Consider the following 17472-nt stretch of genomic DNA (forward strand, 5'->3'; position numbering starts at 1 on the left):
ATCACATGAATACCCACTTACTACAGCAACTGTTCTCGCCGCCGGACGATCCATCGCTGATCAACTACGGCACATACTCCCCCATGCTGGTCACGCTCTCCGTCCTGGTTGCCATTTTTTCATCATGGATGGCCTTGCAGGTGGTGGGCCTGGCGCACGCCAGCACCAGCCGGGGGCGCGCCCTGCGCACCATCATGCTCGCCAGCGGCAGCCTGGCGCTGGGCTGCGGCGTGTGGGCCATGCACTTCATCGGCATGCTGGCCTTTAACCTGTGCACCGTGGTCGATTACGATCCCGGCACCACCCTGCTGTCGGTGCTGCCCAGCCTTGGCGCCTCCTGCGTCGCGCTGGCGATCATCAGCCGCAGCAAGCTGACCACCGCCACCCTGTTGACCGGCGGCCTGCTGGTGGGCGCGGGCATCGGCGCCATGCACTACACCGGCATGGCGGCGATGCAAATGGATCTCGCCCTGCGCTACGATCCGGCGATGTTCGCGCTGTCGATCGTCGTGGCCGTGGTGCTGTCCACGCTGGCGCTGTGGATCCGTTTCGGCCTGCGCAACCTGCGCGGCCGGCTGCACCGCCACGTGCTGGGATTGATCAGCGCCAGCGTGATGGGCTGCGCCATCGCCGGCATGCACTACACCGGCATGGCGGCCGCGCGCTTCGTCGGCCAGCTTCCCCCGGGCGCCGTGCCGGAACAACGCGGCACCTACCTGGCGCTGGCGACCGGCCTGATCACGGTCGCCATCACCATTTTCATCATGTCGGCCAACGGCCTGCTGCGCTACCGTGAACTGTTCCGCCAGAAAAGCGAAAGCGAGAGCTGGATGCGCGCGCTGCTCACCACCACCATCGACGGCGTCATCACCATCGACCGCGCCGGCACCATCCACGAATTCAATACCTCGGCCGAGCGCATCTTCGGCTGGACGCGCGAACAGATCGTCGGCCGCGATATCCGCCTGCTGATGGCCGACCAGGAACGCGCCGAACGCGAAGGCCTGCTCAAGTACCTGGGCGAGGACAGTTCGATGCTACCGGCCAAGGGCCGCGAGGTGCTGGGGGTGCGCAAGGACGGCGCCATCGTGCCGGTGCGCCTGGCGATCGGCCACGCGGCGCTGGCCGACCGCGATCTGTTCGTGCTGTTCATCACCGACATCAGCGAGCGGCGCGCCATCATGCAGGCCTTGCGCGACAGCGAGCAGCAATTGCGCTCCCTGGTCGGCAACATCCCCGGCATCTCCTTCCGCAGCAGCATGGAGTTCGACGCGCCGCCGCTGTTTATCAGCGACGGCATCGAACGCCTGACCGGCCACCCGGCCAGCGATTTCACCGGCGCCGGGCGCACCCGCAAACTCAGCTCCCTGATCATGCCCGAGGATCGCGCCGGCGTGGCAGCGGAAATCGCCCACAGCATCGCCGCGCTAACGCCCTACAAGATTGAATACCGTGTCGTCCACGCCGACGGCGGCACCCGCTGGGTATGGGAAAACGGCGCCGTCACGCGCGACGAGGAGCGGCCGGAGATCGTCTGGATCGACGGCGTGATCCTCGACATCACCGAACGCCATCAGATGGAGCAGGAACTGCGCGAGGCCAAGGAGATCGCCGAACAGGCGGCGGCTGCGCGCGCCAGCTTCGTCGCCAACATGAGTCACGAGATCCGCACGCCGCTCAACGCCATCCTCGGCTTCACCAAGGTGCTGCTCGACACCGATCTCGATGCCAGCCAGCGCCACCAGCTGGGCACCGTGCACAAGGCCGGCCGCTCGCTGCTACGCCTGCTCAACGGGGTGCTCGACACGGCAAAGCTGGACAAAGGCGCGGTGGAACTGGAAAATGCCGACTACAACCTGGCGGAGCTGATCGACGAACTGGCGTCCACCTTCGGCGGCAACGCCCGCAACAAGGGCTTGCGCATCGAGGTCGATTACGACCCGGCGCTGCCGGCATGGCTGCACGGCGACCAGCTGCGCATGCGCCAGGTCATCGGCAACCTGGTCGACAACGCCATCAAGTTCACCGAGGCCGGCACCGTCACTCTGCGCGCGCGGCGCGAAGCAGGTTGCCTGTGCATCGAGGTGCGGGACACCGGCATCGGCATCGCGCCGCAACGGCTGCAAGCGATCTTCGACCAGTTCACCCAGGCCGACGCCTCGATGACGCGGCGCTTCGGCGGCACGGGACTGGGCACCACCATCAGCCGCCAGCTGGTCACCTTGATGGGTGGCCGGATCTGGGCCGAGAGCACGCCGGGCCGGGGCGCAACCTTCCACGTCAGGCTGCCGCTGGAGGCGGCCGGCGACCAGACCGGTCGACATGCCGGCGAGGATGCCGGCGCCGATGTGCCGGCGGCATTCCGGCCGCCGCCGCCGGCCGGAATGCCGCCGGCCGGCTACGACGCCGCCCTGGTGCGCGCCAAGGCCTGCCTGCTGCTGCCGGCGCTCAAACGCGGGGAATTGAACGACGCCGCGCTGGCGGCGCTGGCGGCGGGCGTCGGCGGCGCCGGCGCGCCGGCCGCGCTGACGCGGCAAATGGCCGACATCGAAAACGCCTTGAATGAATTTGACTTACCGCTCGCGCACGCGACACTGGAAGCCATGCTGGAGAGCCTGGCCGAGGAGGAAAACCAATGATAACGACGCACCAACCAAACATGCCGTTGATCCTCGCGGTCGACGACGAACCGAACAACCTGCAGCTGCTGCGCCACATCCTGCAAGACCAATACCGCCTGCTGTACGCCAAGGACGGCGCGCGCGCGCTGGAGCTGGCGCGCCAGGAGCTGCCGCAGCTGATCCTGCTGGACGTGATGATGCCGGGGATGACGGGCTACGACGTCTGCCGCGCGCTCAAGGCCGACGGCGCCACCGCCGACATCCCGGTCATCTTCGTCACCGCGCTGACCGAAGGCGAGGATGAAGTCATCGGCTTCGACGCCGGCGCCGTCGACTACATCACCAAACCGGTCAACCCGGCGATCGTGCGCGCGCGCGTGCGCACCCACTTGTCGCTGGTGCGCGTGGACGAACTCAAACGCACGCGCCTGGAGATCGTCCAGCGCCTCGGCCTGGCCGCCGAATACAAGGACAACGAGACCGGCCGCCACGTGATCCGCATGAGCCACTATTCGCGCATCCTCGGCCTGGCGCTGGGCATGGGCGAGGCCGAGGCGGACGACCTGCTGCACGCGGCGCCGATGCACGATGTCGGCAAGATCGGCATCCCCGACAGCATCCTGCGCAAACCGGGGCCGCTGGACGCGGACGAATGGAAGATCATGCAATCGCACGCCGCGATCGGCGGCGAGATCATCGGCCAGCACGCGCACGGCATGCTGGCGATGGCGCACCAGCTGGCGGTGACGCACCACGAAAAATGGGATGGCAGCGGCTATCCGAACGGCCTGGCCGGCGAACAGATTCCGCTGGTGGGACGCATCGTCGCCATCGCCGACGTGTTCGATGCGCTGACGTCGGCGCGGCCCTACAAGGAGGCCTGGCCGGTGGAGAAGGCGGCCGAGCATTTGCTGCAGCAGCGCGGCAAGCATTTCCAGCCGGAGCTGGTCGACCTGTTCCTGAAACAGATGCCCGCGCTCCTTGAGGTCAAGGAGCGCTGGGCAGAGCATTGAGTAGGCCTCAGGCCACCATGCGCAACGCGCGTCCCGCCATGCGCGCCATCACGCCGACCACGTGGTCGATCTGCGCCTTGGTATGGCCGGCGTTCATCATGAAGCGCAGGCGCGCCTGGCCCACCGGCGCGGCCGGGAACTGGATCGCGTCGACATGGATGCCCTCGCGCCGCAGCTCGATGGCGTAGCGCTGGCAGGTCTCGGCGTCGCCGATCAAGACCGGCAGGATCGGTGTCTGCGTCGAGATGATGGTGTAGCCCAGCGGCGCCATCTTCTCGATGAAATAGCGCTGGTTGTCCCACAGGCGCTGGCGGCGCTGCGGCTCCTCTTCCAGTAAATCCAGGGCCGCCAGCAGCGCGGCCGCCTGGTCCGGCGGCGGCGGGCAGGTGAAGCCGTAGGCGGAACTGGTCAGGCGGATCACGTCGGCGACGTCCGGTTCGACGGCGACGAAGCCGCCGATCGAACCGAGCGCCTTGCTCAGGGTCCCCATCTGCATGATGTTCTCGCTGTAGCAGTTGAAATGCTCGGAGGTACCGCCGCCGTTGGCGCCCAGGATGCCGGTGGCGTGGGCGTCGTCGATGTACAGCAGCGCGCCATAGCGCTCGGCCAACGCCACCAGGTCCGGCAGCGGCGCGATCGTGCCCTCCATGCTGAACACGCCGTCGCTGACGATCAGCGGCGTGGTGCCCTCCTCGGCGCCGGCCTTCAGCAGCGCCTCCAGGTGGTTCATGTCGCAGTGGCGGTAGTTGTAGCGCAGCGCGCCCGACATCTGGATGCCTTCGCGGATGCTGATGTGATTGAACTCGTCCGAGTAGTAGGCGTACTTGTGGCGCTTCTTGGTGCGGAAGCCGTGCAGCCGCGCCAGCGTGGCCGCCTTGACGATCGACGACAGCACGCCGATGTTGGTCATGTAGCCGGTCACGAACAGCACCGCGTCGCCCTTGTGCTTGAGCGCCCCCAGGCGCCGTTCCAGCTCGCGGTACACTTCCAGGTCGCCGCCCAAGAGGCGCGATTCGCAGTTGCCGACGCCGTAGCGGTCCAGGCCCTGCTTGGCCGCCGCCACCAGGCGCGGATGGTTGGCCAGCGCCAGGTAGTTGTTGGTGCTGAAGGAGACCACGGTCTCGCCGCGCGTGACGAAGGTCGGATCGGGCAAGGTGCTGTGCACCAGCGAGTCGTGGTGGATCGGGTGGTGTTGCAGCCAGTGGGCGATGTCGCTTAAATCGTGCATGGTCTTGGAGAGTCGAGTGAGCGTATATCCATGATAGGAGCGCGCGCCTCTCCGCAAGCTTGCGGTCACATTACAGGTAGGATAGCTTGACGCCGCGCCCCCCCGCCTTCAACCCGGCGCCAGCGGCAGCAGGATGCGCGCGACCAGGCCGGGCGCGCCGTCCTCCAGCGCCAGCGAGCCGCCGTGCGAGGTGGCGGTGGCGCTGACGATGGACAATCCCAGGCCGTTGCCGGGCAAATGGCGGCTCTTGTCGAGGCGATAAAAGCGCTGCGTCACGTTGCCGCGTTCCGCCTCCGGGATGCCGGGGCCATTGTCGTGGATGGCGATCGAGGCCTGGCCGTGGTGAAGGCCGGCGCGCACGCGGATGGCGGCGCCCGGCCCGGCGTACTTGATGGCGTTGTCGAGCAGGCTGGCGACGGCGCTGGCCAGCAGGTTGCGGTCGCCGTCGACGTACAGCGAGGCCGGCGCGTCGACCGTCAGCGCGATGCCGCCATCCTCGGCGATGGCCTCGTACATCTCGCCGATGTCGGCCACCACCCGCCCCAGGTCGAGCCGCTCGAACAGGCGCGCGCGCATGCCCGATTCCGCCTCGGCGATCTGCAGCAGGCGTTCGAACAGGCGTATCAGATCGTCGATGTCGTCGATGGCGTCATGGGCGGCGCCGGACAGGCGCGGCACCGTCATCTCGTGGCGCAGCGCGTCGTCGAGCCGCCCGCGGATGCGGCTGAGCGGCGTGCGCAGGTCGTGGGCGATGGCGTCGGAGACGTGGCGGATGCCCTCCATCAGCAGCTCGATGCGGTCGAGCATGCGGTTGATGTCGCGGTTGAGCAGCGCGAATTCGTCGCCGCCGGAGACGGGGATGCGGTGACTGAGGTTGCCCGCCTCGATCTGCGCGGCGGTGCGGCGAATCTCGCCCAGCCTCCCCTCTATGCCACGGCGGAACAGCAGCGCGCCGCCCACCGTCAGCAACAGCGACACGCCGGCGCCGGCCAGCAGCGCGCGCCAGATCACTTCGCGCACCGCGTGCTGCTCGCTCAGGTCGCGCCCGACGATCAGCAGGCCGCCGTCGCCCATGGGCCGCAGGTACAGGCGCGCCGGCCGGTCATGGCCATTGCGCTTGACGACGGTGGTGAACATGGCCGCCGCGCGCCGCCGCCCAGGCGCGGTGGCGACGCCGGCCGGCACGGCGTCGAGGTTGCCGGCTGCGGGCGCGCCGTCGCTGGTGAGGAGCTGGAAAATCTCGCGGTCGGTGTCGATGCCGTCGGCCAGCTGGCGCCGCACCTCTTCCACCAGCGAGCCGTGGCCGGGGAAGCCCGCGTGTTCGAGCAGGCGCTCGGATTGCATGACGATCTTGCCGTCGAGGTTATCGTCGAGCACACCGATGGTGCCGGTGTAGAACACCGCCGACACCACCACGATCGAGAAGGTACCCAGCAGGCCGTAGCCCAGTGCCAGCTTGGCGGCGATCGACGCCCGCCCAAGCGGGCCGAAAGGCCGCTTGACCGGGAACCCGCCGACGCGGTTGGACGAATCAGCCAAGCGCCTGCCCCGTGTCGCCGGCCGCGCCGGCGCCCATGCGGTAGCCGACGCCGCGCAAGGTGTGGATCAGCATGACGGGGAAATCCTTGTCCACCTTGGCGCGCAGGCGGCTGATCTGGACGTCGATCACATTGGTCTGCGGGTCGAAGTGGTAGTCCCACACCGATTCGAGCAGCATGGTGCGCGTGACGACCTGGTTCTCGTTGCGCATCAGGTACTCGAGCAGCCGGTACTCGCGCGGCTGCAGGGTGATGACCTTGGGGCCGCGCGTGACGCGCATGGTGCGCAGGTCCAGGGTCAGGTCGGCCACCTGCAGCTGGGTGCTGTCGGCGCCGGGGGCGCTGCGCCGCAGCAGCGCCTCGACGCGCGCCAGCAGCTCGGAGAAGGCGAAGGGCTTGGACAGGTAGTCGTCGGCGCCGCCGCGCAGGCCCGTCACGCGGGCGTCGATGGTGGTCAGCGCGCTGACGATGATGACGGGGGTCTGCTTGCCCAGCGCGCGCAGCTTGTCGACGATGGACAGGCCGTCGATGCGGCCCGGCAGCATGCGGTCGAGGATGATCAGGTCCCACTGCTCTCCGGTGGCGTAATCGAGTCCGTCCGGACCGGTCGCGCAGGCGGTGACCAGATAGCCCGCTTCGCGCAGGCCCTTGCAGATGTAGTTCGAGGTTTCTACTTCATCTTCGATGACCAGGCAGCGCACGCGGTTCTCCATCATTTGGGGCGATGGCGGTATTCTACCCGCTTGCGGAGTACGCGGCTTGGGGCGCCGTCGGCGGCTCGTGGCCGATTACGGCGTGCCGCCTGATCCGCCCTACGTGTGTGTGCTGTTTTTCTGGAGTGGTGAACTCCCGCCCGGACGACGTCGTTGCGTCGCACAGGGGGTGGCACCATCTTGGTAGCGCCATCAATGAGGACCGTCGGCAGGGCGCGGAGTTCGGTGACCATGATAGCCGCCGGCCTCCCTAAAAGACTTGCGCCAGATCAAACAGCGCGGTCGCGCGGGGCCGGGCGCTTGCCGCCGTGGCGCGCCGACAACTCGCGGTACAGCGCGTGGTAGTTCTCGGCCATGCGCTCGGCGGTGAACAGCTCCCAGTAGCGCGCCTCGGCGCGGCGGCCCATCTCGGCGGCGCGCTCCGGCTGCTCCCACAGCAGGCGCATGGCGCCGCTGAAGGCCTGCGGGTCGTTGGGCGGCACCACCAGCCCGGTCTCGTTGTCGATGTTGATGTAGGTGGTGCCGGTGCCGATCTCGCTCGAGATCATCGGCTTGCCGAACATCGCGCCCTCCAGCAGCGAGATGCCGAACGCCTCCGAGCGCAGGTGCGACGGGAACACCATCGCGTAGCACAGGCGCAGCAGCGCGATCTTGTCCTCCTCCTCCACCGCGCCGACGAAGGTCACGTGGGTCAGCCCCAGGCGGGCGGCGTGCTCCTTGAGCTCCTGCTCGATCGGCCCGGCGCCGACGATCACCACCGGATAATCGATGTTGGCCATGGCGTCGAGCAGGATGTGCAGGCCCTTGTAGTAGCGCAGCACGCCGACGAACAGGAAGAAGCGCCCGCCGCAGCGCTCGCGCCACTTGTCCATCACCGCCGCCGACGGCTGCGGATAGATGCTTTTATCGAGGCCGTAGGTGATGGTGCGGGTCTTGTGTTCGAAGCGCTTGAGCACCGGCGACGAGGCAAGGTAGTTGGGCGAGGTGGCGATGATGGTGTCGACGCTGCGCAGAAAGCGGCGCTTGAGCGGGCTATAGACGCGCAGCAGGTTCTTCTGCCGCACGATGTCCGAGTGGTAGGTCACCACGCTCGGCTTGTTGATGCGCGCCATGAAGTGGGCGATGTCCATGAACGGCCACGGAAAATGGTAGTGGATCACGTCGGCCTTGCGCGCCAGGCGCGCCAGCGCGCGGATCGCCGCGAACGAAAAGCCGGTCGAGGCGATCTCGAAGTCCATGCGCACGCGGTGCACGGTATGGCCCTCGAACTCGATCTGCGCCGGGCCGCTGTCGCGGGTCAGGGTCAGCACTTCGTTGGTCACGCCGAGGCGGCCGGTCCCCACGCACATCTGGCGGATGACTTGCTCGATTCCGCCCCAGGTGTCGGGGTAGTAGGTCTTGTAGAAATGAAGGACGCGCATGGCTGGTGGTCGGGCTGCTCGGCGCAGCCGGGGTTATGTGGCGTTAGTGTGACAGGACGTCATGATACACGGCGGCGGTGCGGCGGGCCGCCTCGTCCCAGGTCAGTTCGAGCGCGCGGCGCCGGCCGGCGGCGACCAGGCGCTGGCGCAGCGCGTCGTCGCGCGCGATAGACGTCATGGCGGCGGTCATCTCCGGCACCGACAGCGGATCGAATTCGAGCGCGGCGCCCTGCGCCACTTCCGGCATCGAGGTGGCGTTGGAGGTGGCCACCGGAATCCCGCTGGCGAAGGCCTCGACCACCGGCAGGCCGAAACCCTCGTACAGCGACGGGAAGACGAAGGCGCCGGCGCCCGCGTACAGGTGGCGCAACTGGCCATGGTCGGTCAGCTTGTCGAGCCAGACGACGTTCTCGCCGCGCTGCTGCGCCGCCTTGACGCGGTTGACCAGCTCCTCGCTGCGCCAGCCCGGCGCGCCGACGATGACCAGCTGGCGCGCAGAACGCAGCACCGGCGGCAGCGCCAGATAGGCCTCCAGCAGGCGCGCGATGTTTTTACGCGGCTGCAGCGTGCCGACGAACAGGAAGTAGCCGGCCTGCAGCTTGTACTGCGCCAGGGTCGCGTCGCGCGCTTCGGCCGCCGGGGCGTCGAACCATTCGGCGCCGACGCCGTGGTGCACCACGCTGATGCGGCGCTCGTCGACGCCGAAGCACTCGACCAGTTCCCGGATCGAATAGCGCGAGCCGGTGATCACATGCTGCGCCTTGCGGGCGGCCTTGGCCTGCAGCCAGTTCTTCAGGCGCCGCATCTTCGGGCTGCACCACTCGGGATGGGAAATCGGCAGCGCGTCGTGCAGGGTCGCCACGACCGGGCAGTCCATGCGCACGATGCGGTAGTCGGTGGCGTGGAACAGGTCCAGCGGCGGCGCGTCCTTGCCCATCACGCGGCTCGCGTGCAGGTGCACGCTGGCCGGCAGGACCAGGTCGCCCAGGGTCGCCAGCGGAAACGACAGCGGCAGCGCGCGGCCCACCGTCAGGCGGCCGGCGTCGCCGGGCGGAGCAAAGCTGAACGGCAGCACCTCGCAGCCGGCGCCGGGCAGGTGCTCGAGCAAGGCGCGGCTGTAGACGCCGATGCCGTCCAGGCGGCCGCCGGTGAGCACCGGTTCGACGGTGGTGGTGGACAGGCCGACGCGCAGCCGGGGCGTGGCGCCCACGGCGCTCAAGCCTGGTACATCCAGCGCAGCGTGTCGGCCAGCGGCACGGTGGCAACCGGACCGGTGACGGCGGCCAGGCGGCTGTTGTCGCCGACCAGCCGCACCACTTCGTTGGCGCGCACGAAGGCGGGATTGACGTGGACGTTGATCTTGTAGCCGGCGATGTCGGCCATCATGTCGAGCGCCTCGCCGAGCGAATAGGCGTGGCCCGAGCAGATGTTGAACGCCTGGCCGGCGGCGGCCGGCGCGGCCAGCAGGCGGCGGTAGCTGCGCGCCACCATGCGCACGTCGGAGAAGTCGCGCCACACGTGCAGGTTGCCCAGCTCGATGTCGGCGGCCTTGCGGCGGAAGTGCGAGACGATTTTCGGCAGCAGGAAGTTCTCGTGCTGGCCCACGCCGGTGTAGTTGAAAGGCCGCACCACGATCAGCGGCAGCTTGTCCTGCCACAGGCGCGCCATGTATTCCATCGCCAGCTTGCTGACGGCGTAATCGTTGGCCGGCGCCGCCGGGACGTCCTCGCCGATCACGCCGACGTCGGTGTTGCCGTAGATGTTGGCGCTCGACGCCAGCAGCACGGCCGACGGTTTTTTATCCAGGCCGGCCAGCGCCTCGAGCAGGTTGCGGGTGCCGGCGACGTTGACGCGGTAGATTTGTTCGACGTCGCCGTGGCCGACGAAGGCGATGGCGGCCAGGTGCGCCACCACGTCCGGCCGCACCTCCTGCACCACGGCGGCCAGGCCGGCGCGGTCGTTCAGGTCGACCGGGTAGCGCCCCTCGGCCGGCGTGCCGTCCGGGGAAATGGTGCCGAAGACTTGATAGCCGGCCGCGCGCAGCTCCTGCTCGACATACAAGCCGGTGAAGCCGGACAGGCCGGTGATCAACGCCCGCTTGCCCGTGCCCTCGCTGCCCTCCAACGCCGCCGTCACCGCGTCCGCCTTAGAAGGAGAAGCCGGCTTTGTTGCGACGCAGGTCGGCGTCGACCATCATCTGGCACAGCTCTTCGAGCGTGGTCTTGGGCGTCCAGCCCAGTTTTTCGGTGGCCTTGGCCGGGTCGCCGATCAGCAGCTCGACTTCGGCCGGACGGTAGAACTTCGGATTGACGCGCACCAGCACCTTGCCGGTCTTTTTGCAGGTGCCGATCTCGTTGTCGGCCGCGCCGCTCCACTCGATGGCCACGTCGACCGCCTTGAAGGCCATGCTGACGAAGTCGCGCACGGTCTCGGTGCGGTTGGTGGCCAGCACATAGGTGTCCGGCTCGTCGGCCTGCAGGATGCGCCACATGCCTTCGACGTACTCCTTGGCGTAGCCCCAATCGCGCTTGGCGTCCATATTGCCCAGCTCAAGCACCTCGAGCTGGCCCAGATGGATCTTGGCCACGGAATCGGTGATCTTGCGGGTGACGAATTCACGCCCGCGCAGCGGCGACTCGTGGTTGAACAGGATGCCCGACGAGCCGAAGATGCCATACGACTCGCGGTAGTTCACCGTCATCCAATGGGCGTACAGCTTGGCCACACCGTACGGGCTGCGCGGATAAAACGGGGTGTCTTCTTTTTGCGGCACGGCCTGCACCTTGCCGAACATTTCCGAGGTCGACGCCTGATAGAAGCGGATCTTCGGATTGACGATGCGGATCGCCTCGAGCAGGTGGACCGGGCCGACGCCGGTGATCTCGGCGGTGGTCAGCGGCTGGTCGAACGACACGCCGACGAAACTCTGGGCGGCCAGGTTGTACACCTCATCCGGCTGCACCGTCTGCATCAGGCGGATGCTCGACGCCAGGTCGGTCAGGTCGTACTCGACCAGGTTCAGATTCGGATGCGACTGGATGCCAAGCTCTTCGATACGCCAGAAATTCACCGAGCTGGTACGACGATAGGTACCGGTGACCTGATAGCCCTTTTCCAGCAGCAGTTCGGCCAGATAGGCGCCGTCTTGACCGGTGATGCCTGTGATCAGAGCTTTTTTTGTTGTCGTCATGGTGTGTGGCTACAAATATAAGTAAAAATAGGCGGTTATTGTAACAGGGTCGTCACATCTCGCGGCTCGCGGCGGAAGCGAACATTACATAAATTACATCCGGTTACAGGCCCCGCGCCATAAAAAAACCGGCCGCGCCCCGGGAGGCGTGCGGCCGGCTTGTGCGCAGCGCGGTTTAGACCTTGCGCTGTGCCACCGAGTCGACCACGCACAGCGCGGTCATGTTGACGATGCGGCGCACCGTCGCCGACGGCGTCAGGATGTGCACCGCCTGGGCGCAGCCGAGCAGGATCGGGCCGACCGCGATGCCGTTGCCGGCCGCCGTCTTGACCAGGTTGTAGGCGATGTTGGCCGAGTCCATGTTCGGCGCCACCAGCAGGTTGGCGTCGCCGGTCAGGGTCGATTCCGGCATGATGGCGTGGCGCAGTTTCGAGTCGAGCGCGGTGTCGCCGTGCATCTCGCCGTCGATCTCCAGGGTTGGATCGAGCTTCTTGACCAGCGCCAGCGCGGCGCGCATCTTCTGCGCCGACTCGCTGTTGGACGAGCCGAAGTTCGAGTGCGACAGCAGCGCGGCGCGCGGCGACAGGCCGAAACGACGCATCTCCTCGGCCGCCATGACGGTGATGGCCGCCAGCTCGTTGGCCGTCGGGTTCTCGTTAACGTGGGTGTCGACCATGACGAGCTGGCGCTCCGGCATGATCAACACGTTCATCGCCGCGTAGACGCAGGCGCCTTCGCGCTTGCCCAGCACCTGGTCGATGTAGTGCAGGTGCAGCTGGGTGGTGCCGAAGGTGCCGCAGATCATGCCGTCGGCGTCGCCCTTCTTGATCATCATGGCGCCGATCAGGGTGTGGCGGCGGCGCATTTCCAGCTTGGCGTATTCCTGCGTCACGCCCTTGCGGCTGGTCATGTCGTAGTAGGTCTGCCAGTAGTCGCGATAGCGGTCGTCGTGGTCAGGGTTGATGACGTCAAAATCGACGCCGTGCTTCAGGCGCAGGCCGAACTTGGCGATGCGCGTCTCCAGCACGGCCGGACGGCCGACCAGGATCGGGCGCGCCAGTTTTTCATCGACGATGACCTGCACCGCGCGCAGCACGCGCTCTTCTTCGCCCTCGGCGTAGACGATGCGTTTGAGTTCGGCGGCGGTGCTCTTCGCGACCTGGAACAACGGCTTCATGAAGGTGCCACTGCGGTAGACGAATTGCTGCAGGCTGTCCGCGTACGCTTGCAGGTCCTTGATCGGACGGGTGGCGACGCCCGACTCCTCGGCCGCCTTGGCCACGGCCGGCGCGATCTTGATCAGCAGGCGCGGATCGAACGGCATCGGGATCAGGTACTCGGGACCGAACGACAGGTTGGTGAAGCCGTAGGTGGTGGCGACGATGTCGGACTGCTCGGCGTGCGCCAGTTCGGCGATCGCGTGGACGACGGCGATCTCCATCTCGCGCGTGATGGTGGTGGCGCCGCAATCGAGGGCGCCGCGGAAGATGTAAGGGAAGCACAGCACGTTGTTGACCTGGTTCGGATAGTCCGAACGGCCGGTGCAGATGATGGCGTCGCCGCGCACGGCCTTGACGTCGTCCGGCAGGATCTCCGGATTCGGATTGGCCAGCGCCAGGATCAGCGGGTTCGAGGCCATGGCCTTGACCATGTCCTGTTTCAGCACGCCGCCGGCCGACAGTCCGAGGAAGATGTCGGCGTCGGGGATCACTTCGGCCAAGGTGCGGGCCGAGGTGTCGCGCGCGAAGCGTTCCTTGTCCGGGTCCATCAGCTCGGTGCGGCCCTTGTAGACCACGCCGGCCAGGTCGGTGACGTAGATGTTCTCCAGCGGGAAGCCGAGATCGACGATCAGGTCCAGGCAGGCCAGCGCGGCCGCGCCGGCGCCGGAGACCACCAGTTTGCAGTTTTTAATATCTTTGCCGACGTACTGGATGCCGTTCATGATGGCCGCGCCGACGATGATGGCGGTGCCGTGCTGGTCGTCGTGGAAGACCGGGATCTTCATGCGCTCGCGCAGCTGGCGCTCGATGTAGAAGCACTCGGGCGCCTTGATGTCTTCCAGGTTGACGCCGCCGAAGGTCGGCTCGAGCGAGGCGATGATGTCGACCAGCTTGTCCGGGTCGAGCTCGTTAATTTCGATGTCGAAGACGTCGATGCCGGCGAACTTCTTGAACAGCACGCCCTTGCCTTCCATGACAGGCTTGGCGGCCAGCGGGCCGATGTTGCCCAGTCCCAGCACGGCGGTGCCGTTGGTGATGACGGCCACCAGGTTGCCGCGCGCGGTATATTTATAGGCGGCGGCCGGGTCGATAACGATTTCTTCGCACGGGGCGGCCACGCCCGGGGAGTAGGCAAGCGCCAGATCGCGCTGGTTGGTCAGTTGCTTGGTCGGCGTAACGCTGATTTTGCCTGGGGTCGGGAACTCGTGGTACTCGAGCGCTGCGACGCGCAATTGTTGACGAATTTCTTCTTTTTTCTCAGATGACGAATCCATGCTGTGCTGCCTTCCTGTTTGTGCGGTCGGAAAGCCTACGATTTTATCAGACCAATTCTTTCATTTAAGTAGGTATTTTCACCAACGGTGATAACGGTTATTGGCATAAGTTATCGTTCCCGGGGGCAATTGACCGAATTTTCGGCGTTTTTAGCGGCTTTAGGCTATCAATAGCTTCAACATAATCACATTTGAATAACAATTTAGTTTAGCTATTGATGCAGGATTGTTGATTGAGATTGTCAATATTGACCGCCCCCGACTAAAAAAAGGTCGTAGCCGCTCAGTCGCCCCCTCCGCCACACCCACCACCGCACCCGCCCCCGCAACCGGCACCACAGTCGACCCCACCGCCGCAATCGTTGCCGCTCCAATCTTCCGCTGTGACGGAATCGGGTCCCAGATCGGCGGCACAATAAACGGCTGTTGTGCCGCCTGCGCCCCGCGCGGCGCCCCGCCGTATGTCTTCGACACAATCCGGAAGGTAGACGAAGCCGTTCTTGATCTCCAGCGTTCCGTCCAAGGCGAACAGCAGTGGAAGCCGCGAGGGCTTTTTGTGGTTGATGCGTTCCTGCTCGCAGACGAGCTTCCAGGTGCGTCGCAAGCCTTTCTGCGTCTTGCGGCCCACGCCGACGTCGTGCGCCGGGGTGTGGTGCAGCGTCTTACCAAATGCGCGACGACAGAAATTCTCATAGAGCCGCGTGGACAGGATCATCTCATGCCAGAGATCATCGGCGACTTGCGAAGGCATCGCTAGAAAATACCTCCGGCGTTCGTGGTGAGCCAGAAAGAACTGGCGTAGCCCCCGAACGACTGTTTCGCAGTCGGCCGTCGATAAATGTGGGTGACGGACACGTAGCACGCCCAATAATTCCGGCGGTGGCATGAAGTTTTGGATGAACTCCTTCCGGCTTCGATTCCTGCTGCTCTCGTAGTAAATCACGCAAGCAGAAATCAGCAAGGCGGCGCCTAGACAAAAGACCATTTCCATGTTCCCTCCCCTTAACTTTAAGTGCAACAGCAATATTCCGTTTCACCGCATACGAGCACCATGCGCGTGCACTACTGCCCGTTCAGTTTCCGTGTGGCAAACCTTAACTCTAAGCCGTCCTGAACGACCGGCGAAATCGCAAACATTGCTTCTGCGCTTTTTTAGTAGTGCTCGGCCACGCTGAGGATGCGACGCGGCGGGAACCGGCAAAGGCGTGCAATCGGGGACGGTCAGCGGCAATTGCTGCAATCGCGTATTGATGCGGCTCTCCTCCCGGAGTGGGGGGAAGTGTGCCGGAAAAATGGTACCGATGTATCCACTGCGGCACCATTTGGCGGATGAGTTTTTATGCGATCTGCTGGATTTCCGTAAGGACCCCGACTCGCGGTATGTATTGAAAGCTTGGCTTGATCAAAATCAAAACCAAAGAACCGAAGCTGGCAGCGTTTTCGAACATGCGGATAGATTGTTATTCCGGGCTAGCGTTTTAAGTCGGCAACGGAGCTTGGCGAATTACGCTACGCTAATCCGCCCTACGTAAATTAAATGGTGCTTGCCTTGGCGACCTTCGTGCAAGTCCCCACAGTCCTCGTGGAGGACCGCCACTTCTTCTCCGGGAGGATGCGTATGGGCTCAGCTACAAAAGCCTGGCCATCAACCTGTCCGACGTGGCGGCGATGGGCGCGGTCGATTGCTCCTGCGTCTCTCTCCGCACCGAAAGGCAACACCTTATTTTTGGAGCGTCGCAACGACAGTCACCACCGACATGGGGCGCGAATCCACGGACAAGCTGGCGCCGCATGCTGCGGGTTCCAACGCCGTGAGGTTATCCTTTGCCTGCGTAATAAAAGTTTTGCAGGTCAATTTGCCGCGTTTGGCGTCGGGCAGTCGGATGTCCAGCCGCCGCGAAACGATACCCGGATTGACCATCACTATCGCCACTTCATTGGTCTTGGGATTTTCAGCCACCAGCACATCCGGGTTGTCGGATTTTAAGAACCGATATCCCGGCCTAATGAATTTGGTGAAATTCGCAAACGCCCAGAATTTCTTCGTCACCTGATATTCCGGTCGCTCAAGATTCGAAAAGTCAGCCTTGATTAATCCCCAGTTCGAACTGTTCTTGGGATCGGAAGAAGACTTATTTTCGATGGCTTGCCACAGGACCCACGCGCTGGGGTTCATGCTGTTGATGTCGGTGATTATCTGCTGGGCCAGCGCAATGGCTGGACGCATGTCGTTGACGTCTTCACGTACATTGCTCGGCGATAGATCGGCTTCCGACATCCACAACCGTTTTCCAGAAACTTCCGCAATATCCCTCACCCCACTTTTTCCGATCCATTCGTAGGTATGGACGTTGATTTGCCGGATGACGGCTTTCGCATCGGCTGACAAACCAGCCCAATCTAGAAAAAAAGTCTGGGGATTGGTTTCGTCCGGCCCGGCTATTTCCGTCTGCATGCCGTATTCGTTCAACACCTGGGCCAGCGCAATAAAAATTCGTGACTGCGCTTCCGGCGACCAATGCGCGCCTTCCTGTGTGTTCGTGGAAAACCAATAGGGCGTATTGGGCTCATTGACCGGCGACAATGTCCTAAAACGAATGCCATGGCGTCGCTCAAGCTCCGCTGTTACCCGCGCCAAATACTTCGAAAATTTGGTTTCAAAACCAGGAAGAAGGTTGTCCTCCAACGCATTGACGTTACCGGAAACTTTTCCGCTGCGCGTCATGAAATATGGCGGGGAGTTTGAAAACGCCTCGAAGATCAATTCATGCGGAGTTACCCGGGCTTTTATCGCATCAAGCCACCAGCGCTGCCCCGCATCCGCAGACCATTCCCAGGCATCTTCGGCGTCCGGATTCCACCCATCCATCCCGGATCGCTCGCCCGGCTTGCGCCAGAATCCTGGGACATCTCCACCAAGGCGCAAATACGAAGGCGTCTCGGGCGCATTGCCGCCGCCAATATTGTACCGCCCGATATTCAGCGAAAGACCGTCCCGCCCATAGAGCAAATCGGCCAACTGGGTGCGATGTGGCTCGGCGAATCTCCCTGACACGTGGGCAAACCAGGCCAGCGCGGTTCCCCATCCTTCGAAAGGAGGACCCGCATGCCGCCGGTCGACGTTAACAACTGCCGACACATACTCGGGCTTTTGGTCGCCGTTTCCGGCATGCGCACCGCTTTGCAGGGAACACAGTCCCATTAAAACCGGTAACGAAAAAATCCGCAGTGAACGGGAGATCATGGTTGGAATC

At 64.8% G+C, this 17472-nt stretch carries 12 protein-coding genes; 2 read left to right on the forward strand and 10 right to left on the reverse strand.

Features of this window, described 5'->3' with window-relative positions:
* Nucleotides 1-5 precede the first annotated feature (5 nt).
* Entirely contained in the window at nucleotides 6-2639 is a 2634-nt protein-coding gene (locus NHH88_30290) for an ATP-binding protein (protein ID USX13887.1), read from the forward strand.
* Nucleotides 2636-3634: a response regulator gene (locus NHH88_30295; protein USX13888.1), complete on the forward strand. Its 999-nt coding sequence runs from the start codon at nucleotides 2636-2638 to the stop codon at nucleotides 3632-3634. The genes NHH88_30290 and NHH88_30295 overlap by 4 nt, the downstream gene beginning before the upstream one ends.
* Before the next feature lie 7 nt (nucleotides 3635-3641).
* Here the strand turns inward: NHH88_30295 and NHH88_30300 are convergent, their stop codons facing one another.
* The 10 genes from NHH88_30300 to NHH88_30345 all read right to left on the reverse strand — a co-directional run bounded on the left by NHH88_30300 (nucleotide 3642) and on the right by NHH88_30345 (nucleotide 17462).
* Nucleotides 3642-4862 carry a pyridoxal phosphate-dependent aminotransferase family protein gene (locus tag NHH88_30300; GenBank protein ID USX13889.1) on the reverse strand — a complete coding sequence of 407 codons (1221 nt, stop codon included), beginning with the start codon at nucleotides 4860-4862 and terminating at the stop codon, nucleotides 3642-3644.
* 108 nt (nucleotides 4863-4970) lie between these two features.
* Nucleotides 4971-6401, reverse strand: a complete 1431-nt coding sequence (locus NHH88_30305) for a HAMP domain-containing histidine kinase (protein ID USX13890.1) — start codon at nucleotides 6399-6401, stop codon at nucleotides 4971-4973.
* Entirely contained in the window at nucleotides 6394-7101 is a 708-nt protein-coding gene (locus tag NHH88_30310) for a response regulator transcription factor (protein ID USX13891.1), read from the reverse strand. The genes NHH88_30305 and NHH88_30310 overlap by 8 nt, the downstream gene beginning before the upstream one ends.
* Before the next feature lie 281 nt (nucleotides 7102-7382).
* Nucleotides 7383-8534 (reverse strand): glycosyltransferase family 4 protein, encoded by a 1152-nt coding sequence (locus NHH88_30315; GenBank protein ID USX13892.1) that lies wholly within the window; start codon nucleotides 8532-8534, stop codon nucleotides 7383-7385.
* Nucleotides 8535-8577: 43 nt separating this feature from the next.
* A complete protein-coding gene (locus tag NHH88_30320; GenBank protein ID USX13893.1) occupies nucleotides 8578-9753 on the reverse strand; it encodes a glycosyltransferase family 4 protein in 1176 nt (391 codons plus the stop codon).
* Nucleotides 9750-10670 carry a GDP-mannose 4,6-dehydratase gene (locus NHH88_30325; GenBank protein USX13894.1) on the reverse strand — a complete coding sequence of 307 codons (921 nt, stop codon included), beginning with the start codon at nucleotides 10668-10670 and terminating at the stop codon, nucleotides 9750-9752. Before NHH88_30325 ends, NHH88_30320 begins: the two co-directional genes overlap by 4 nt.
* A 10-nt stretch (nucleotides 10671-10680) precedes the next feature.
* Entirely contained in the window at nucleotides 10681-11724 is a 1044-nt protein-coding gene (gene gmd, locus NHH88_30330; protein USX13895.1) for a GDP-mannose 4,6-dehydratase, read from the reverse strand.
* 175 nt (nucleotides 11725-11899) lie between these two features.
* A complete protein-coding gene (locus NHH88_30335) occupies nucleotides 11900-14218 on the reverse strand; it encodes an NADP-dependent malic enzyme (protein USX13896.1) in 2319 nt (772 codons plus the stop codon).
* A gap of 283 nt (nucleotides 14219-14501) precedes the next feature.
* Nucleotides 14502-15209 (reverse strand): hypothetical protein, encoded by a 708-nt coding sequence (locus NHH88_30340; protein ID USX13897.1) that lies wholly within the window; start codon nucleotides 15207-15209, stop codon nucleotides 14502-14504.
* A 729-nt stretch (nucleotides 15210-15938) separates the two neighbouring features.
* On the reverse strand, nucleotides 15939-17462 hold the full coding sequence (locus tag NHH88_30345) for a hypothetical protein (GenBank protein ID USX13898.1): 1524 nt from the start codon (nucleotides 17460-17462) through the stop codon (nucleotides 15939-15941).
* Between the last annotated feature and the right edge of the window lie 10 nt (nucleotides 17463-17472).

This window comes from Oxalobacteraceae bacterium OTU3CAMAD1 (assembly GCA_024123915.1).
In the GTDB taxonomy this organism is placed as follows: Bacteria; Pseudomonadota; Gammaproteobacteria; order Burkholderiales; family Burkholderiaceae_D; genus Rugamonas.